The organism is Vibrio sp. VPAP30, assembly GCF_001188205.1.
GTDB lineage: Bacteria > Pseudomonadota > Gammaproteobacteria > Enterobacterales > Vibrionaceae > Vibrio > Vibrio bivalvicida.
The window spans coordinates 176,858-192,207 of sequence record NZ_LBLS01000038.1; the positions used below are offsets into that span (position 1 = coordinate 176,858).

Annotated in this window: 11 protein-coding genes; 4 read left to right on the forward strand and 7 right to left on the reverse strand. The window is 43.6% G+C overall.

Annotated features, from left to right (window positions below):
• Window positions 1–53: 53 nt before the first annotated feature.
• From ZX61_RS18565 to ZX61_RS18575, 3 genes are all read right to left on the reverse strand, one after another.
• On the reverse strand, window positions 54–2,891 hold the full coding sequence (locus tag ZX61_RS18565; RefSeq protein ID WP_082173519.1) for an FAD-binding and (Fe-S)-binding domain-containing protein: 2,838 nt from the start codon (window positions 2,889–2,891) through the stop codon (window positions 54–56).
• A 98-nt stretch (window positions 2,892–2,989) separates the two neighbouring features.
• Window positions 2,990–4,129, reverse strand: a complete 1,140-nt coding sequence (lldD, locus tag ZX61_RS18570) for an FMN-dependent L-lactate dehydrogenase LldD (RefSeq protein WP_049846087.1) — start codon at window positions 4,127–4,129, stop codon at window positions 2,990–2,992.
• A gap of 162 nt (window positions 4,130–4,291) precedes the next feature.
• On the reverse strand, window positions 4,292–5,983 hold the full coding sequence (locus ZX61_RS18575; protein WP_049846088.1) for an L-lactate permease: 1,692 nt from the start codon (window positions 5,981–5,983) through the stop codon (window positions 4,292–4,294).
• 156 nt (window positions 5,984–6,139) lie between these two features.
• On the opposite strand from ZX61_RS18575, the gene ZX61_RS18580 reads away from it, so the two are divergent.
• Window positions 6,140–7,039, forward strand: a complete 900-nt coding sequence (locus tag ZX61_RS18580; RefSeq protein ID WP_049846089.1) for a LysR family transcriptional regulator — start codon at window positions 6,140–6,142, stop codon at window positions 7,037–7,039.
• On the opposite strand, the gene ZX61_RS18585 is transcribed toward ZX61_RS18580, so the two are convergent.
• Complete coding sequence (locus tag ZX61_RS18585) at window positions 7,030–7,545, reverse strand: hypothetical protein (protein ID WP_049846090.1); 516 nt, start codon at window positions 7,543–7,545, stop codon at window positions 7,030–7,032. The two genes, ZX61_RS18580 and ZX61_RS18585, sit on opposite strands and share 10 nt — an antisense overlap.
• Window positions 7,536–8,372 (reverse strand): winged helix-turn-helix domain-containing protein, encoded by an 837-nt coding sequence (locus ZX61_RS18590; protein ID WP_049846091.1) that lies wholly within the window; start codon window positions 8,370–8,372, stop codon window positions 7,536–7,538. The genes ZX61_RS18585 and ZX61_RS18590 overlap by 10 nt, the downstream gene beginning before the upstream one ends.
• Before the next feature lie 274 nt (window positions 8,373–8,646).
• On the opposite strand from ZX61_RS18590, the gene ZX61_RS18595 reads away from it, so the two are divergent.
• Together ZX61_RS18595 and ZX61_RS18600 are read left to right on the forward strand one after the other, a co-directional pair.
• Window positions 8,647–9,243 carry a porin family protein gene (locus ZX61_RS18595; protein ID WP_049846092.1) on the forward strand — a complete coding sequence of 199 codons (597 nt, stop codon included), beginning with the start codon at window positions 8,647–8,649 and terminating at the stop codon, window positions 9,241–9,243.
• 696 nt (window positions 9,244–9,939) lie between these two features.
• Complete coding sequence (locus tag ZX61_RS18600; RefSeq protein WP_049846093.1) at window positions 9,940–10,536, forward strand: porin family protein; 597 nt, start codon at window positions 9,940–9,942, stop codon at window positions 10,534–10,536.
• Between the two features lie 76 nt (window positions 10,537–10,612).
• On the opposite strand, the gene ZX61_RS18605 is transcribed toward ZX61_RS18600, so the two are convergent.
• Window positions 10,613–12,235 (reverse strand): ABC transporter ATP-binding protein, encoded by a 1,623-nt coding sequence (locus ZX61_RS18605; RefSeq protein WP_049846094.1) that lies wholly within the window; start codon window positions 12,233–12,235, stop codon window positions 10,613–10,615.
• A 12-nt stretch (window positions 12,236–12,247) separates the two neighbouring features.
• Window positions 12,248–12,742, reverse strand: a complete 495-nt coding sequence (locus ZX61_RS18610) for a hypothetical protein (protein ID WP_049846095.1) — start codon at window positions 12,740–12,742, stop codon at window positions 12,248–12,250.
• A gap of 205 nt (window positions 12,743–12,947) precedes the next feature.
• Between ZX61_RS18610 and ZX61_RS18615 the strand changes: the two genes are divergently transcribed.
• Window positions 12,948–15,308, forward strand: a complete 2,361-nt coding sequence (locus ZX61_RS18615; RefSeq protein WP_049846096.1) for a Lon protease family protein — start codon at window positions 12,948–12,950, stop codon at window positions 15,306–15,308.
• Window positions 15,309–15,350: the final 42 nt, after the last annotated feature.

Consider the following 15,350-nt stretch of genomic DNA (forward strand, 5'->3'; position numbering starts at 1 on the left):
TATCTAGCATGTTCATACTTGGAGGGCATACTCTCCGGTGTAAAGCAGCCAGCTTAGAGCGGACTACTAACCTCGTCGACCAAATAAAGAATGGACTGGTATGGTATACCGCTGTGATGTGATAGCCCAATCTCGCAGGTGCGACTATTACTGAATCCACGGTGGCATCCATCGGGCACCTGTTCTTTAAGGGGGAGGACAGCGGCTTCGTTTAATTCAGGTGTGGTGAAGCCTTTATCACCAGCCCAACCACAACAAGAAATGTGTTCTGGTAGCACGACGTCAGATACACAGGCTTTTGCTAGTGACAGCATCTCGCTTTCTAATCCCATACGCCTTGAACTGCATGTAACATGAAGCATGACCGTTTCTTGTTTGGTTGTAATCGAAAGGTGTGGCATCAAGTACTTGGCGACAAATCCGGTTGGTTCAAGTATCTCCATAGGTTTTGTAAAGCTCTCAATGCTGCGTTTGGCGCAAGGGCTAGTGTCCATCAAAACAGGATATTCGCCTTCGTAACTGGATTTCCAAAGAGCGGCTTCTAGCTGCCGTGCTTTCTGGCTTGCAACCTCGGTTATACCTTTACTTTCATAGGGCATACCACAGCATTGTTCATCAAGCTGTTCAGGGATGATAACTTCGAACCCTGCTTTTTTGATGAGTGACAATGTCACTTCAGTTAGGCTGCGTTGGTCATGTGCGTTGCTTTGTTGGCCCATGGTACGGGATGCGCAAGAAGGAAGATAAACAACTTTCTTATCGGAGCGCACTAATAGCTCTAACGCTTTGTCGAGCTTATGACTATTTGACTGAGGTGTTTCAGCCATCCAGATTGGGGTTTTGTTATTCGTCAGTTTACGAACCCCATTAGTTATCGACGATACTGTTCCCTCACCAATCACTTTTATCGCAATTTGGTTAGCTTTGAGAGAGGCTCGTGTAAGAGTTGTGGTGGTAGCAAAATGGTCGGCTGTCCATTGCGCGATAGGGGTAAATTTTTGGTACTTTGCGGTTCGCAGCTGTTTAACCAAATCACCAGTGTTGATCCCTACTGGACACCTATCTGCGCATAAGCCGGTCGCGGCGCAAGTATCAATACCTTGGTACTCAAAGATACGCTCTAGTTCCGAGGCTTGAGTTTTTTCTCCTGATGCCCTGCGCCTTTGTAATTCTCGATATAATACGATGCGTTGACGAGGCGAGAGGGTGAGTGTGCGTGAAGGACAGACGGGTTCGCAGAAGCCACACTCAATGCAACGATCGACTAATGAATCCGCTGCGGGCATAGGCTTGAGGTTTTCAATATGCGAATGGGGGTTATCATTAATAATGACACCCGGATTAAGCAACCCTTCGGGATCAAATAAAGCTTTGATTTTCTGCATCAAGCTATAGCCATCTTTCCCCCATTCGAGTTCGACATAAGGCGCCATATTGCGCCCTGTACCATGTTCTGCTTTTAGTGACCCCTGATATTTCACCGCCACTAAATCGGCAACGTCATCCATAAAGTTGCCATAGCGGGATATTTCTTGTTGTGAATCGAAACCTTGGGTGAAAACGAAATGCAGATTTCCTTCTAATGCATGGCCAAAAATGATCGCTTCATTGTACCCATATTGGTCAAAGAGTGCTTGAAGGTCACGTACACCATTAGCAAGGTTTTCTACTGGGAAGGCCACATCCTCAATGATAACCGTGGTACCAACTTCGCGCACAGCACCGACGGCTGGGAACATACCTTTTCGTATCCCCCAGAGCGTTGCAACGGTTTTGGGATCGAGTGTAAATGGCACGGACTCTATGATGGTGTAGTCCGATAGCGAGCCGAGTATGGCCTCGCATTGTATGTCAATTTCCGTTTGTTCACTCGCATGTGTTTCGACTAAAAGGGCCGCCGCTTCTAAATCGAGTTGTTTGATAAATTCCGGCATTCCCGCTTTGTCAGCGACTGACCTAAGTGCTCGCCCATCCATTAGTTCAACTGCGGCCACAGGGGTTTTCGACAGAGTAGTAACCGCTTTACTTGCTTCTTCAATATTGGCGAAGACTAATAGTGAAGACGCTTTAAAGTTATGCTCTATAACCGTGTTGTACGTGATTTCTGCGATGAAACCTAGCGTACCCTCAGAGCCAATGATCAGATGTTCTAATACTTCAATCGGGTCACTAAAATCGACCAGTGCATTTAAGGCATAACCTGTGGTGTTTTTTAAGCGATATTTATGGCGAATTCGTTCGCTTAATTCTGAATTTTGTTGTGTTTCTCTAACCAGTTCAGTCAGACCGTTAACGATATCTGGGCGAGTGGCGAAAAAAGCAGAAATACTGTCTTTGCATGAAGTATCAAGCAGCGTACCGTCACTTAGAACCAGTTTTACGCTGTCGATGGTGCGATAGGAATTATGCGCTGTACCACAGCACATACCACTGGCGTTGTTTGCCGCGATGCCGCCAATTTTGCACGTATTAATGGACGCAGGATCAGGGCCAATCTTGCGCTTGTAAGGGGCTAGGTACTTGTTGGCATCGGCACCAATGACTCCGGGCTGCAAGACAATCTTATTACCACCCTCAATGATCTCATGTCCGCGCCAATCATCTGTCAAAGCAATAAGGACAGAATCTGACACCGCCTGACCAGATAAGCTGGTGCCCGCTGCACGAAACGTAAAATGAATCCCCATCTCTCTACAGCATTGAATAGTATAGATAACTTCGTTGAGGCTTTTCAGACGCAAAACAATTTGCGGGACTAAGCGATAAAAACTCGCGTCGGTGCCGTAGGCTAGGCGCTTGGCGTGTTCAGTGATAATGCGTTGTTCATCTATTTCAACAGCGAGCAGAGCTTCTAGCTGGCGGTACTTATTATCACTTTCTTGATTCGACATCTTTTCTTCCTTGTGCATGCTACTGACAATGTATTTTTATGAGGCCAGTAGTAAAAAGGTGTCACATGCTGGGCTGATTTATTGTGACACCTTTGGAATTACTTAAAATTGGCTAATGAGTCTTGATTTAAATCGTGAATGCTCTTGGCGCCAGTAAGCGTCATTGCTACGCGCATCTCTTTGTCATAAAGATCGAGAAGATTTTCCACGCCGGTTTGCCCTTGTGCTGCAAGCGCATAGACAAATGAGCGACCGAGTAGAGTACAGTCTGCACCAAGGGCCAGCATGCGAACAACGTCTAATCCCGTGCGAACTCCTGAATCTACGAAAATCTTTAGGTCACCTTTTACGGCGTCTGCGATACTAGGTAGAGCCTTGGCCGTAGAGATTACACCGTCAAGCTGGCGTCCACCGTGGTTTGATACCACAATGCCATCGGCACCAAAGGTAACTGCATCTTTGGCATCCTGCTCATCAAGAATTCCCTTGATTACCATTGGGCCGTCCCAGAATTCACGGATCCACTCTAGGTCTTTCCATGAAATAGAAGGGTCAAAGTTATCTCCCAGCCATCCAATATAGTCTTCAAGTTTTGTCGGCTCACCACGATAGGTTGAAATGTTGCCAAGATCATGTGGCTTACCAAAGAGTCCTACATCAAATGCCCAACTAGGGTGGCGCATTGCTTGAAATACTCGACGGGCCGCTGCGTTGGGGCCGCTCATACCTGAATGCATATCTCGATAACGAGCCCCAGGAACAGGCATGTCTACAGTAAAAACGAGTGTGGTAACACCAGCAGTCTTTGCGCGTTCAAGCACGTTCTTCATAAAGCCGCGGTCTTTAAGTACGTATAACTGGAACCACATTGGGCGCTTTATCGCAGGAACCACTTCTTCAATAGGGCAGACAGAAACCGTCGACATGGTAAATGGAATACCTTTATTATCTGCTGCTTTGGCTGCTTGAACTTCGCCTCTTCGAGCGTACATTCCGGTAAGCCCAACGGGTGCTAGGGCAATCGGCATGGCAAACTTTTCTCCGAAGATTTCAGTTTCTAGGCTTAGATCTTCCATGTTTTTTAGTACACGTTGTTTGAGTGCGATATCGGCAAGGTCTTGCGTGTTTCTCCTTAATGTATGCTCTCCATAAGAGCCACCATCAATGTAATGAAAAAGGAACGGTGGGAGCTTAGCTTTGGCAGCGGCACGGTAGTCAGTAGAAGCAGAGATAATCATAAGGTTATTCCTATAAATAATTTATGAGGTGCCTTTCTTTCAAGGTTTAGTATGGTCGACTATGGGTACTAGCCCATATAGGTAATTGGTCGTAAAGGAGGTGTTAATACCCGGGAGTTTTTTGTCAGGTCTATGAGTGTTAACACCTTAAGAACAATACGATTAACTCATTAGTGCGTCAGTGATTTGTAAACCGTAGATAGCAACAAGACCAATCACACCAGTGACAAACAAATAGTAGATGGTTGGGATAATCGTTTTACGCAATGTGGCACCTTCTCGCCCAAGTAATCCTACCGTTGCAGACGCGGCTACTACGTTGTGAATCGCAATCATATTGCCCGCGGCAGCACCTACTGCTTGTAAAGCGACCACAATAGCACTTGATATAGTCAGTGTTTGCGCGACTTCGAACTGGAACTGGCTAAACATCATGTTCGACACTGTGTTTGAGCCAGCGATAAACGCACCTAAAGCACCAACTGTTGCGCTTAGAGCTGGGAAAGCATCACCAACGAGGCCTGCAGCGAAGTTTGCTGTCGTAACAGGCATACTTGCTAAGTCAGCGCCGTTGATTCCGGAATTAATAAAGATACGAACCATTGGAATTGTGAACACTAGGACAAAACCAGCACCAACGAGTGTTTTACTCGATTCGCCGAATGCTTTGGCAAGCGGTACAACACTGCGAGACTGAAGGAGCACAGCGACCAATGCAACAAATACTAGGATACCGCCAGGGAGGTATAATGGTTGGATAGCAGTACTAATCCCTGCTTCACCAAGTATGTTGCCGAAAGACAGGCTGACACTACGAAGCACTGCTTTGAACTCAGCACTGACGCGGCTAGCAACTAGCACAACCGCGAGTAGTACATAAGGTAGCCATGCAAGTGCCATGTTCATAGGTTTAGTTTTAGAGCCATCTAGTTCGATTTTTAGTGAGCCTAACCATTCCGCTGGCCACTTGTTTTCATCCTCAAAATCCCACGTTGATTTAGGTACTAAGAATCCATGTTTTGCAGCAGAAACGACAATGGACAGACCGACTAAGCCGCCAATTAAAGAAGGGAATTCTGCGCCAAGGAAGACACCAGTCAAGGCATATGGAATGGTGAATGAGAGGCCTGCGAAGACCGCAAATGGCAAGATATCTAATCCTTCAGTCCAACTTCTGTTTTTGCCAAAAAAGCGAGTCAGCATCATTGCCATTAGTACTGGGATTAGCGTACCAACACAGGCATGAATCAAAGCGACACTTGATGTAATTTGCTGGAGGTAGGCTTCCCATGTAGAGCCGTTAGCCAGCAGAGCAGCGTCTATGCTATGGGTATCAAGACCCTTATTAACACCGACAATGATTGGAGTGCCCACTGCGCCGAAAGAAACAGGCGTTGATTGAATCATCATCCCCATTAATACCGCAGCGAGTGCTGGGAAACCAATTGCAACAAGTAATGGAGCTGCAATCGCGGCAGGAGTGCCAAAGCCTGAGGCTCCTTCGATAAATGAACCAAAACACCATGCAATGATGATGGCCTGCACACGCCTATCTGGAGAGATATTCGTGAACCCGTTTCGTATAGTCGATATTGCGCCAGTATGTTTTAACGTGTTGAGTAAGAAAATGGCTCCGAACACAATCCATAGTACAGAGAGTGTAATTCCTAGCCCCTGAAATACAGATGCAAGCACACGAGTTGTCGACATGTCCCAAGCAAATAGGGCAATAATGACTGTTAAACCAAAAGCGACGGGCATCGCGCGTTTTGCTGGCCAGTTGAGGCCGACGAGGAGTATGGCAGCTACCACAATCGGTGAGAAAGCCACTAGGGCAAGTAATGTGTCACTCATTGGTACATCCTTTTACATTCTTCAGTTAGGGCTCTAAAGAGTCTCTTAGATTTATTATTTGTGATGTTATTGTTAACTGAAGGTGAATTTACCCCTTTCTTTTTTATTGATATAGGGAAATAATGAAAATTATTAGTTCCAAAAATGACATAATAAATGCGTGCAGATGACTTAATCCTATTTTCTCAAGTAGTAGAACTGGGTAGTTTTAGCAAAGTTGCTGAGATAAATGACCTTACAAATTCGGTAGTTAGCAAAAGAATAGCAAGGCTAGAGGAACAGCTGGGAGTTCAGCTATTATATCGAACAACGCGCAAATTAACGTTAACAGAAGCGGGTAAAGCGTTAACGCATGGTGCTAAAAACGTGAAGCAAGCCGCTCAGGAGGCTATGGACGCAGTTTCAGGCTATGGCGAGAATGTCAGCGGTCATATTAAAATGTCAGTACCTACAATATCGGGGGATCTGATATTGGCCGATGCGGTGGCAGAATTTTGTAATTCGCACCCTGGGTTATCTGTAGATATGTCGCTTGATAATCGTTTTGTCGATTTGGTTGAAGGGGGTTATGACCTAGTAATAAGAACAGGTTATCTTGAAGATTCAAGTTTAATTGCTCGACATATTCTCGATTCACAATGGGTGGTATGTGCGTCTCCTTCCTACATTGCGAGAAATGGTAAGCCGATAGAACCACAAGACCTCGAACAACATAACTGTCTTCAATATGCCTACCAAACAACGGGGGCGAGTGAGTGGGAATTTAAAGCAAAAGATGACAACTACATTGTTAAAGTGGCAGGTTCCTTTTCAACGGATAATGCTACTGCTTTAAGAAAAGCAGCGCTAGGAGGACACGGAATCGCTTATGTTCCAAGATGTTTGGTCTATCACGACATACGTAATGGCCAACTAGTGGACATATTTCCAGAGCAAGTGGGGAAAAAGCTTGGCATCTACGCGGTTTATCCATTTACTCGCCAACCACCGAATAAAGTTAAGTTACTTATAGAACATATTCGTACCCGATACCTTGCCATTTCGCATTACTTTTGATCTGTGCGAGTGAGGAGAGGTTCTGATGAATGACATACAAAGTTGCTATCTTCACTTTCACTTTTATTGAATAAATAAAGGTATTGCCCGTCAACGTAGTAATTTACATCTATGGAAAACCCTTCTAGCCTGTCGATGTGGTTTACGAAAACACTGACATCATTAGGCTTAATGGCCCACATAATCTTTTCATAGACCATCTTTAACTCACTATCTGACAGTTTGTAGTTAACCGTGTAAGCAACTTCAAAAGAACGTTGCGCACCGCTACGGAGGTAAACATCGCCACTATGATACTGAGTCATCATGTTGCCAGAGGTAAAGAACAGGGTATGTGTTTCATCTATCGCCAGGTACTCATTGAATGAAGCTCGAAGAAAGTGACTTTTGCTTTCTGAACAAATCCAACGTGTTCCAGCAAGCCTACTGTCATCATGTTGTGTTTTTAAGAAAAAAGATACCGTGAGTGAAGTGACGAGCGCTAGAACTATAGTAATTAGTTGCATTCACTTTTCCTTTGAATCGCTATCTTGTTTAAAACTTCAGCCAGAGTATCTTCCTTAGTCGAAAACTGGCGATAAGATTGGTTATCTATAGGGCTTTGTGTGAACACGAACATTTTTGCGGCGAGACGGCTTTCATCGTATAGAGAGCGATAAACTCTTAAATAGACATTGGTCGCACACTGTCTAAAGTGGCGGCTATCTAATCCTTCTACAACCTTGGTTATATCAAATACTTCACCACTAACATTGTTAAAATAAAGGGTTAGCTGGCCAATCTCGAGCTTAGTGTAATCGCTTGTATCCATAAAGTTTGGCATTGATGGCGATCGAAAAAGGTCGCATGCCGTGAGTAACATTAAGTTAGCGAAAACAACAAATAGCGCAGCTTTTGCTCCAGTCGTCACGCCGCAGGTCCCAATTCGATCAACCCAACGTGATTTATCTTTGGCAGCCATTGGTGCTTTCACCACGCCATTGTCGATGCTTGAAGGAGGAGTGCCGATATTTGCAGGTGAGTTGACACCGGGTAAGGTCAAATAGTAGCCCATTTTACTCACTGTTTTAATTTCAATGTTTTTAGCTTTAAGAGAAATCAACGCTCTTCTTAACTCTGAAATAACATTGGTGAGCGCTTGGTCGGTGACAACACGCCCGTGCCAGCATACTTCGTAGATCTTCTCTCTTTTGACTGGAGTGCCGTGATTTTCAATCAACAGGTTGAAAACATCGAATGTTAACGGACGTAACTCTATTGAGTGGCCAGTGTTATTGCGTAGCGTCCTTGAAGAAGTGTCCAATTGCAAATTGGATAGTGTGACTATGTTCATTACAACAACTTAAACATTATGCCCGCGATCTTAGCGAAGCGATTCTTACCTGAAAGCGAATTAGTGTATAAGTTGAGTGTATAAAATCAACGATTGGATTTATAAAATTAATCACACAGAAATATTTGCAATAAAAACAATTACATGAAAAATTGTGAAATAGTTCATGTTTTACATACAGGCTAATATGAGAGAAATTTTTGGTTGCCATTAAGTTTTTTGGTTGCTGGGTGGTTACTGTGACGACTTCTTGCAATCACATAATAAAGAAACTATGAAAAAACTAATTTTAGCAACAATGATCTTCTCTTCTTTCGCTTCTGCTCAGGATTTTGGTGGGTTTTATATAGGGGCGGGTGTTGGTTCTACAAACTTTGAAGATGATGGCTATACATCAGATATGCAAAAAGTCGTGTCAGAGCTTTACAATGACTCTTCCATTACCGCCAGCAACAATATTGATGGCCAAACATACAAGCTGATCGCAGGGTATATGTTTAACCGAGTTGTAGGTATAGAGGCGCAGTATACCAAGTATGCCCCAATTAAAATAACAGACTCGAAGTCTTCGTTTAATCATGAACAACGTTATTCTTCATATACCTTTTCGGCGAATGTTGGTTATACATTTGACAATGGTCTAAGACCATTTGGTACTGCTGGTTTAGGTAGCATTGATCTCGATGAGTCTGGATCTGAAGCCGGTGGAGCAATTAGACTCGGTGTTGGGCTAGAATACTATATTCCACAGGTAGAAGGGCTTTCATTTCGAGCTGCGTATGAGGTTGATAGTTTTGTTTTGGACTTCAATGGTAAGGAATATAATCAATCTATAGGAAGCTTCTACGCGTCGGCAAGTTACAAATTCTAAGCGTATTGTAAATAAAAATCCGACGCATCCTTGCGTCGGCTTTTCGTTTCGGCGGCCAAGCCGAACTAGGTTTAGAGCCGGGATATTGGTCAGTTATCGTCGATAGTAAAAGGTAATTATTACAATCCGTATTTAATTTTCGATTTTCTAGACAAAAACTGCTGGTGCGGAAGTTTTTGAGCAGGAGTTAGGAGAGCATACGGCAGATTTTCAGCAAAGAGCTGTGGAGCGAAAAGCGTGACACACACAGGTAAATAGCCTTTCGGGCATTGGTATCCCAAAGAGATGGCCAAAATGCAGGTTCTGAGCATCGTAAACTTTATTTACGGCCAAGATAAGCGATGTCAACCTAAAAAACAGTTAAATATCAATCTCACTTAGTTTGTGGAGGGATTTAGTTCCTGAGATGATGCCAAGACTTGGGACTGCACGGTTAAAAGAATACAAGGCTGTATCAAGAATGTGAAACATCACCAAAGTATAACAGTGAGCCCAGCTCAATGTGGGGCAAGTTTATCTCCAAGAGCAGCCAATTAATCCTGAGGGCTAGAGTCGACAAATGCGGCACTGGAGCTTGTTCTTAAAGCCGAAAAACCAATTTTGTCAACACAGTGTAACATTTACGACCGCTTTATTGAAAAGCAGTTGTTGGGTGATTAGAGTGACGACTTCTTGCAAACACATAATAAAGAAACTATGAAAAAACTAATTTTAGCAACAATGATCTTCTCTTCTTTCGCTTCTGCTCAGGATTTTGGTGGGTTTTATATAGGGGCGGGTGTTGGTTCTACAAACTTTGAAGATGATGGCTATACATCAGATATGCAAAAAGTCGTGTCAGAGCTTTACAATGACTCTTCCATTACCGCCAGCAACAATATTGATGGCCAAACATACAAGCTGATCGCAGGGTATATGTTTAACCGAGTTGTAGGTATAGAGGCGCAGTATACCAAGTATGCCCCAATTAAAATAACAGACTCGAAGTCTTTGTTTAATCATGAACAACGTTATTCTTCATATACCTTTTCGGCGAATGTTGGTTATACATTTGACAATGGTCTAAGACCATTTGGTACTGCTGGTTTAGGTAGCATTGATCTCGATGAGTCTGGATCTGAAGCCGGTGGAGCAATTAGACTGGGTGTTGGGCTAGAATACTATATTCCACAGGTAGAAGGGCTTTCATTTCGAGCTGCGTATGAGGTTGATAGTTTTGTTTTGGACTTCAATGGTAAGGAATATAATCAATCTATAGGAAGCTTCTACGCGTCGGCAAGTTACAAATTCTAAGCGTATTGCAAATAAAAAGCCGACGCATCCTTGCGTCGGCTTTTTGTTTCGGCGGCCAAACCGAACTAATGAAAGCTTAGGCTGCTTCGGTTGATTCTTCCAAATCAAATGATGCAGCAATAAGTTTTTTGGTGTAATCACTTTGAGGATTATGGAAGATTTCGTCTGCTGTACCTTGTTCCATTACTTCCCCTTTTTGCATCACAAGTACACGATCTGATAGTGCTTTTACGACACTTAAGTCATGACTTATGAACAAGAAACCGATGTTGTGCTTGTTTTGAAGATCTTTAAGAAGATCGATAACTGTTAGCTGCACTGACCGGTCTAACGCTGATGTTGGCTCATCAAGCAAAATGAATGAAGGCTCAAGAATCAATGCTCGCGCGATAGCAATTCGTTGGCGCTGACCACCAGAAAACTCATGTGGGTAGCGGTTGATTGAGTGTGGATCTAAGCGCACTTCATCTAGTGCTTTTCGTGCTCTAGCCATACGCTCTGAACGTGTCAACTGTGGTTGGTGAACGGTCAGTGCTTCGGTAATGATGTCTCCAACTGTCATACGTGGCGACAGAGAACCATACGGATCTTGGAATACCATTTGGATGTCTTTTTTCAACTCGAAACGTTGTTTTTCTGACAGTTGACTAACATCTTGTTGTTTAAACTCGATATGACCTGTTGAAGGGAGCAAGCCAATCAAGGCGCGACCTAGAGTAGATTTGCCTGAACCAGATTCGCCTACAATACCTAGTGTTTCCCCTTGTTTCAGTTCTAGCGAGATGCCTTTCACCGCTTCAAAATACTCATTACGGTGCGGCAGAAAATGAGATTTAGTCAGGAACTTAACCCGTATATCGTTGGCTTTAAGTAGCTGCGGTGCCATCTCTTCTATTGGATCTTTGCTACCTTTGGGAATTGAGTTAATCAGCATCTGAGTATATTCATGCTTCGGTTCGGCGAATAGCTCGTCACATTGGCCTTGCTCTACCACGTCCCCTTTACACATAACGATCACGCGATCTGCGAGGTGTTTAACGACACCGAGATCGTGTGTAATGAAGAGTATAGACATGCCCATCTTCGCTTGAATCTCTTTAATGAGATTGAGAACTTCAGCCTGAACTGTCACATCAAGTGCAGTGGTGGGCTCATCTGCAATCAAGATATCTGGTTCATTGATCAGCGCCATTGCTATCATAATGCGTTGCAACTGACCACCAGAGAACTCATGCGGATATTTGGTATAGGCTTGCTTAGGGTTTGGTAGATGGACTAAGTCAAAAAGATCAAGAACTCGCTGTTTTGCCTGAGATCGAGTCACACTACGATGGCACATGATTGCCTCTGCAACTTGAATTCCAACACGCATAAATGGATTGAGCGAGGTCATAGGCTCTTGAAAAATCATACCAATTCGATCACCGCGAATACGTTGCATCTCTTTCTCTGATTTATCTAACAACTCGTCATTTTCAAACTCAATACTAGATCGCGAATCAACAATGGCATTGTTTGGCAAAAGCTGCATTAGTGCATTGGTGGACACCGACTTGCCGCTACCCGACTCGCCAACTATTGCAAGGGTTTCACCTTGTAGCAGGTCGAAGCTTACATTTTTTACCGCGTCTACAATTCCATCGTTGGTGGTAAAACTTACGCAGAGGTTTTTAACCTTAAGAATAGGCATCTGTGACATCGTACATCCTTATTAATTTATAGTGTGTGAGCTTTCCATAGCGGAGTTATATTGCTTGAGCGTCGAAAAATAATGGTGAGCTTTTTGTACATGTTCGAATTCCAGCATCCATTGAGCGCTGCGTTGAGCACTACAAAAAGCCCCCATATGACGCAATAAATCGTCACACTGATTTTGTATAATATGTTGGGTGGCATGAACCAAATCGAATGATTCAATTGAAACAAATTGAAGCTGAGCATAGGTCTGGTTTAGCAGGTTGAACGCTTGCCGATGTTGCCCCATCTTATTGAGAATTTCAGACTGAGAAACCGCTGCGTCACGCAAGCCCGTGACTAGACAGCTAAACTGACAAGGTTTGGTCTGATTATCTATCAGCGCAACTTGCAAGTGAGAAGGTAGGTGACTTAGCACGAGTTCGTATAGGTAATGTGCTTCTGGCCAGTGACCTTGTTCTAGCAATTGCTCTGCTTTTAGATAATGTGTCCAGCATTGCTGCAAATCCATGTCCAAATACTCCGCTGTTTAATACTCGCCCTATTTAAATGCAATTTATTATCCAATGCAAATGGTTATCATTTAAATGCTGGCTATTTAGATGTAAATGATTAAAAAGTGAGCGGTTGAACGTGATTTGGCTGTAAGTCACTAAAACTTAAACAAATGTAGCCTAAACTAGCTTTAAGAAAACAATAACTACAAGGATAGAGTGATGACCATTCAAAGACTTGAAGCGAATCAGCTATATCTGTCAGCTGAGCTAGAAAAACTACAAAGCAAGTCGACAAAAGAGTTGGCGCCTATCGATGAGATTGTCGGGCAAGAGCGAGCACAAAAGGCAGTTGAGTTTGCTATGTCGATCAAAGAAAAGGGATATAACATCTATGCGATAGGCCAAAATGGCTTAGGTAAGCGAACCATGATTTTGCGTTATCTCAATCGCCATCAACACGATGAAGCAGCACTATTCGATTGGTGCTATGTCGCCAATTTCGAAGATATTCGGACGCCGAAAGTTCTCAAACTTCCTTGTGGAATCGGCAATCAATTCAAGCAAGATATTGAGAAACTAATGTCTAAGCTTGTGAATGCAATGCCGCTTGCGTTTGACAACGAACTATACTACAGCCGAGCTGACAAACTAAAAAACCAACTTGCGACCAAGCAAGAAGCTGAACTCGCTGTCATCACAAAGGAGGCGAAGTCAAAAGGCATTAGCTTGACCATTACTTCACAAGGTGATTACCAGTTTGTCGCAATGAATGGTGAAGATCTGCATACTGAAGAGACTTTTGAGGAGCTTAGTAAGAGAGAGCAAGAGTACTTTGGCGATACCATTGACGAGCTCGAAGTTGAGCTAAGAAATATGGTGCGCCAACTTACTGAATGGGAAGAGACTTACACTGAGAAGATTAAAAAGCTCAATGATGAAGTCACTTTAGATGTAATTACTCATTTTATTAAGCAACTGAAAAAAGACTACTCAGGCTACCCCGTAATCAAATCTTACTTAACGGAGCTACAGCAAGATATTGTTGATAATGCCGATATCTTCCTCGAACAAAGTGCTGAGCAAGGAGAGGTCGCTACTGCTTCTCTGGATAAAAAATTACCACGTCGTTATAAAGTTAATGTTCTCGTAAGCCGTAAGGGAGACGAGTTCCCAATTGTGGTTGAAGAAAACCCAAACTATCACACTCTGTTCGGCTATATTGAAACGGCGACCTTTAAAGGCACCGTATTTACTGATTTCTCTTTGATTCGTCCCGGTAGCTTACATAAGGCCAATGGGGGTGTATTGTTGATGGATGCGCAAAAGGTATTAGAGCAGCCTTACGTTTGGGATGGTCTAAAACGAGCTTTGCGTGCTCGCCAATTAAGTTTTACTTCTCTAGAGAAAGAAGTCACTCTCACCGGTACTGTGTCTCTTGATCCAGAAGCGATTCCTCTGGATGTGAAAATTATCTTGTTTGGTGACTACCGCACCTACCAGTTGCTTCAGCACTACGATCCAGAGTTTAGCGAACTATTCCGTGTCACTGCTGATTTTGAAGACGAAATGAAACGTGATAGTGACTCTGAATTGCAGTACGCGCGTTTTATTTCAAGTGTCGTAAACGACAATAATATGCTTCACTGTGACCGTAAAGCGATCGCAAGAATCATTGAACACAGTTCGCGATTGGTGGGAGATCAGAACAAGATATCACTTCATTCAGCGAATATCGCTAATTTGCTGCGAGAGTCCAACTATGTTGCGAGACAAGCTAACTCAAACATGATTCGTTCCAGCCATGTGGAAGAGGCGTTGTCTAACCAAGAGCTGCGTGTTAGTCGTTTGAAAGACAGTGTTATGGAAAGCTTCATTAATGGTACAACGTTAATTCATACTCACGGTGAGGCAGTCGGACAAGTTAATGCATTGTCAGTGCTCAGCACCAGTGAATACATGTTTGGCGCACCTAACCGTATAACCGCGACTACTTGCTATGGCGAAGGCGAAGTCATTGATATTGAAAGAAGTGTTGATCTTGGTGGTAGTATTCACTCGAAGGGTGTGATGATCTTAACGGCCTACCTGTCCTCAGTGTTTGGTAAGACAGCGAAAGTGCCACTGAATACAACCATTACCTTTGAACAGTCGTACGGTGGTGTTGATGGTGATAGTGCGAGTATGGCTGAGTTCTGCGCCGTTGTTTCAGCTTTTGCCAAGCAACCTAATCGTCAGGATATCGCGATAACGGGGTCGATGAACCAGTTTGGTGAGTCTCAGCCTATAGGTGGCGTCAACGAGAAGATTGAAGGTTTCTTTGACGTATGTGAAATCAAAGGGCGTACTAATGAGCAAGGTGTGATTATCCCGCGTTCGAATATGCATAACTTGATGCTAAGGCCAGATATTGTCAAGGCGGTAGAGAAAGGTGAATTCCATATCTGGGCAATTGATCATGTTACCGAGGCGATTGAACTCTTCACAGGAAAAGCCGCCGGAACACCAAGTGATGAGGGAAGCTATCCGATTGATACCGTGTTCGGGATCGCTCAAGCCAAACTCAATGCATTAAGAAAATAAAACTGACAGAGCCCCGACGAAGGGGCTCTTTCTTATCTATTC

Excerpts from the sequence above, each read along its gene's own strand:
- ZX61_RS18595 (WP_049846092.1), top strand. The coding sequence starts at position 8,647 with ATGAAAAAACTAATTTTAGCAACAATGATCTTCTCTTCTTTCGCTTCT.
- ZX61_RS18610 (WP_049846095.1), bottom strand. The coding sequence starts at position 12,742 with ATGGATTTGCAGCAATGCTGGACACATTATCTAAAAGCAGAGCAATTG.
- ZX61_RS18580 (WP_049846089.1), top strand. The coding sequence starts at position 6,140 with ATGCGTGCAGATGACTTAATCCTATTTTCTCAAGTAGTAGAACTGGGT.
- ZX61_RS18605 (WP_049846094.1), bottom strand. The coding sequence starts at position 12,235 with ATGTCACAGATGCCTATTCTTAAGGTTAAAAACCTCTGCGTAAGTTTT.
- ZX61_RS18590 (WP_049846091.1), bottom strand. The coding sequence starts at position 8,372 with ATGAACATAGTCACACTATCCAATTTGCAATTGGACACTTCTTCAAGG.
- ZX61_RS18575 (WP_049846088.1), bottom strand. The coding sequence starts at position 5,983 with ATGAGTGACACATTACTTGCCCTAGTGGCTTTCTCACCGATTGTGGTA.
- ZX61_RS18615 (WP_049846096.1), top strand. The coding sequence starts at position 12,948 with ATGACCATTCAAAGACTTGAAGCGAATCAGCTATATCTGTCAGCTGAG.
- ZX61_RS18565 (WP_082173519.1), bottom strand. The coding sequence starts at position 2,891 with ATGTCGAATCAAGAAAGTGATAATAAGTACCGCCAGCTAGAAGCTCTG.
- lldD (WP_049846087.1), bottom strand. The coding sequence starts at position 4,129 with ATGATTATCTCTGCTTCTACTGACTACCGTGCCGCTGCCAAAGCTAAG.
- ZX61_RS18600 (WP_049846093.1), top strand. The coding sequence starts at position 9,940 with ATGAAAAAACTAATTTTAGCAACAATGATCTTCTCTTCTTTCGCTTCT.
- ZX61_RS18585 (WP_049846090.1), bottom strand. The coding sequence starts at position 7,545 with ATGCAACTAATTACTATAGTTCTAGCGCTCGTCACTTCACTCACGGTA.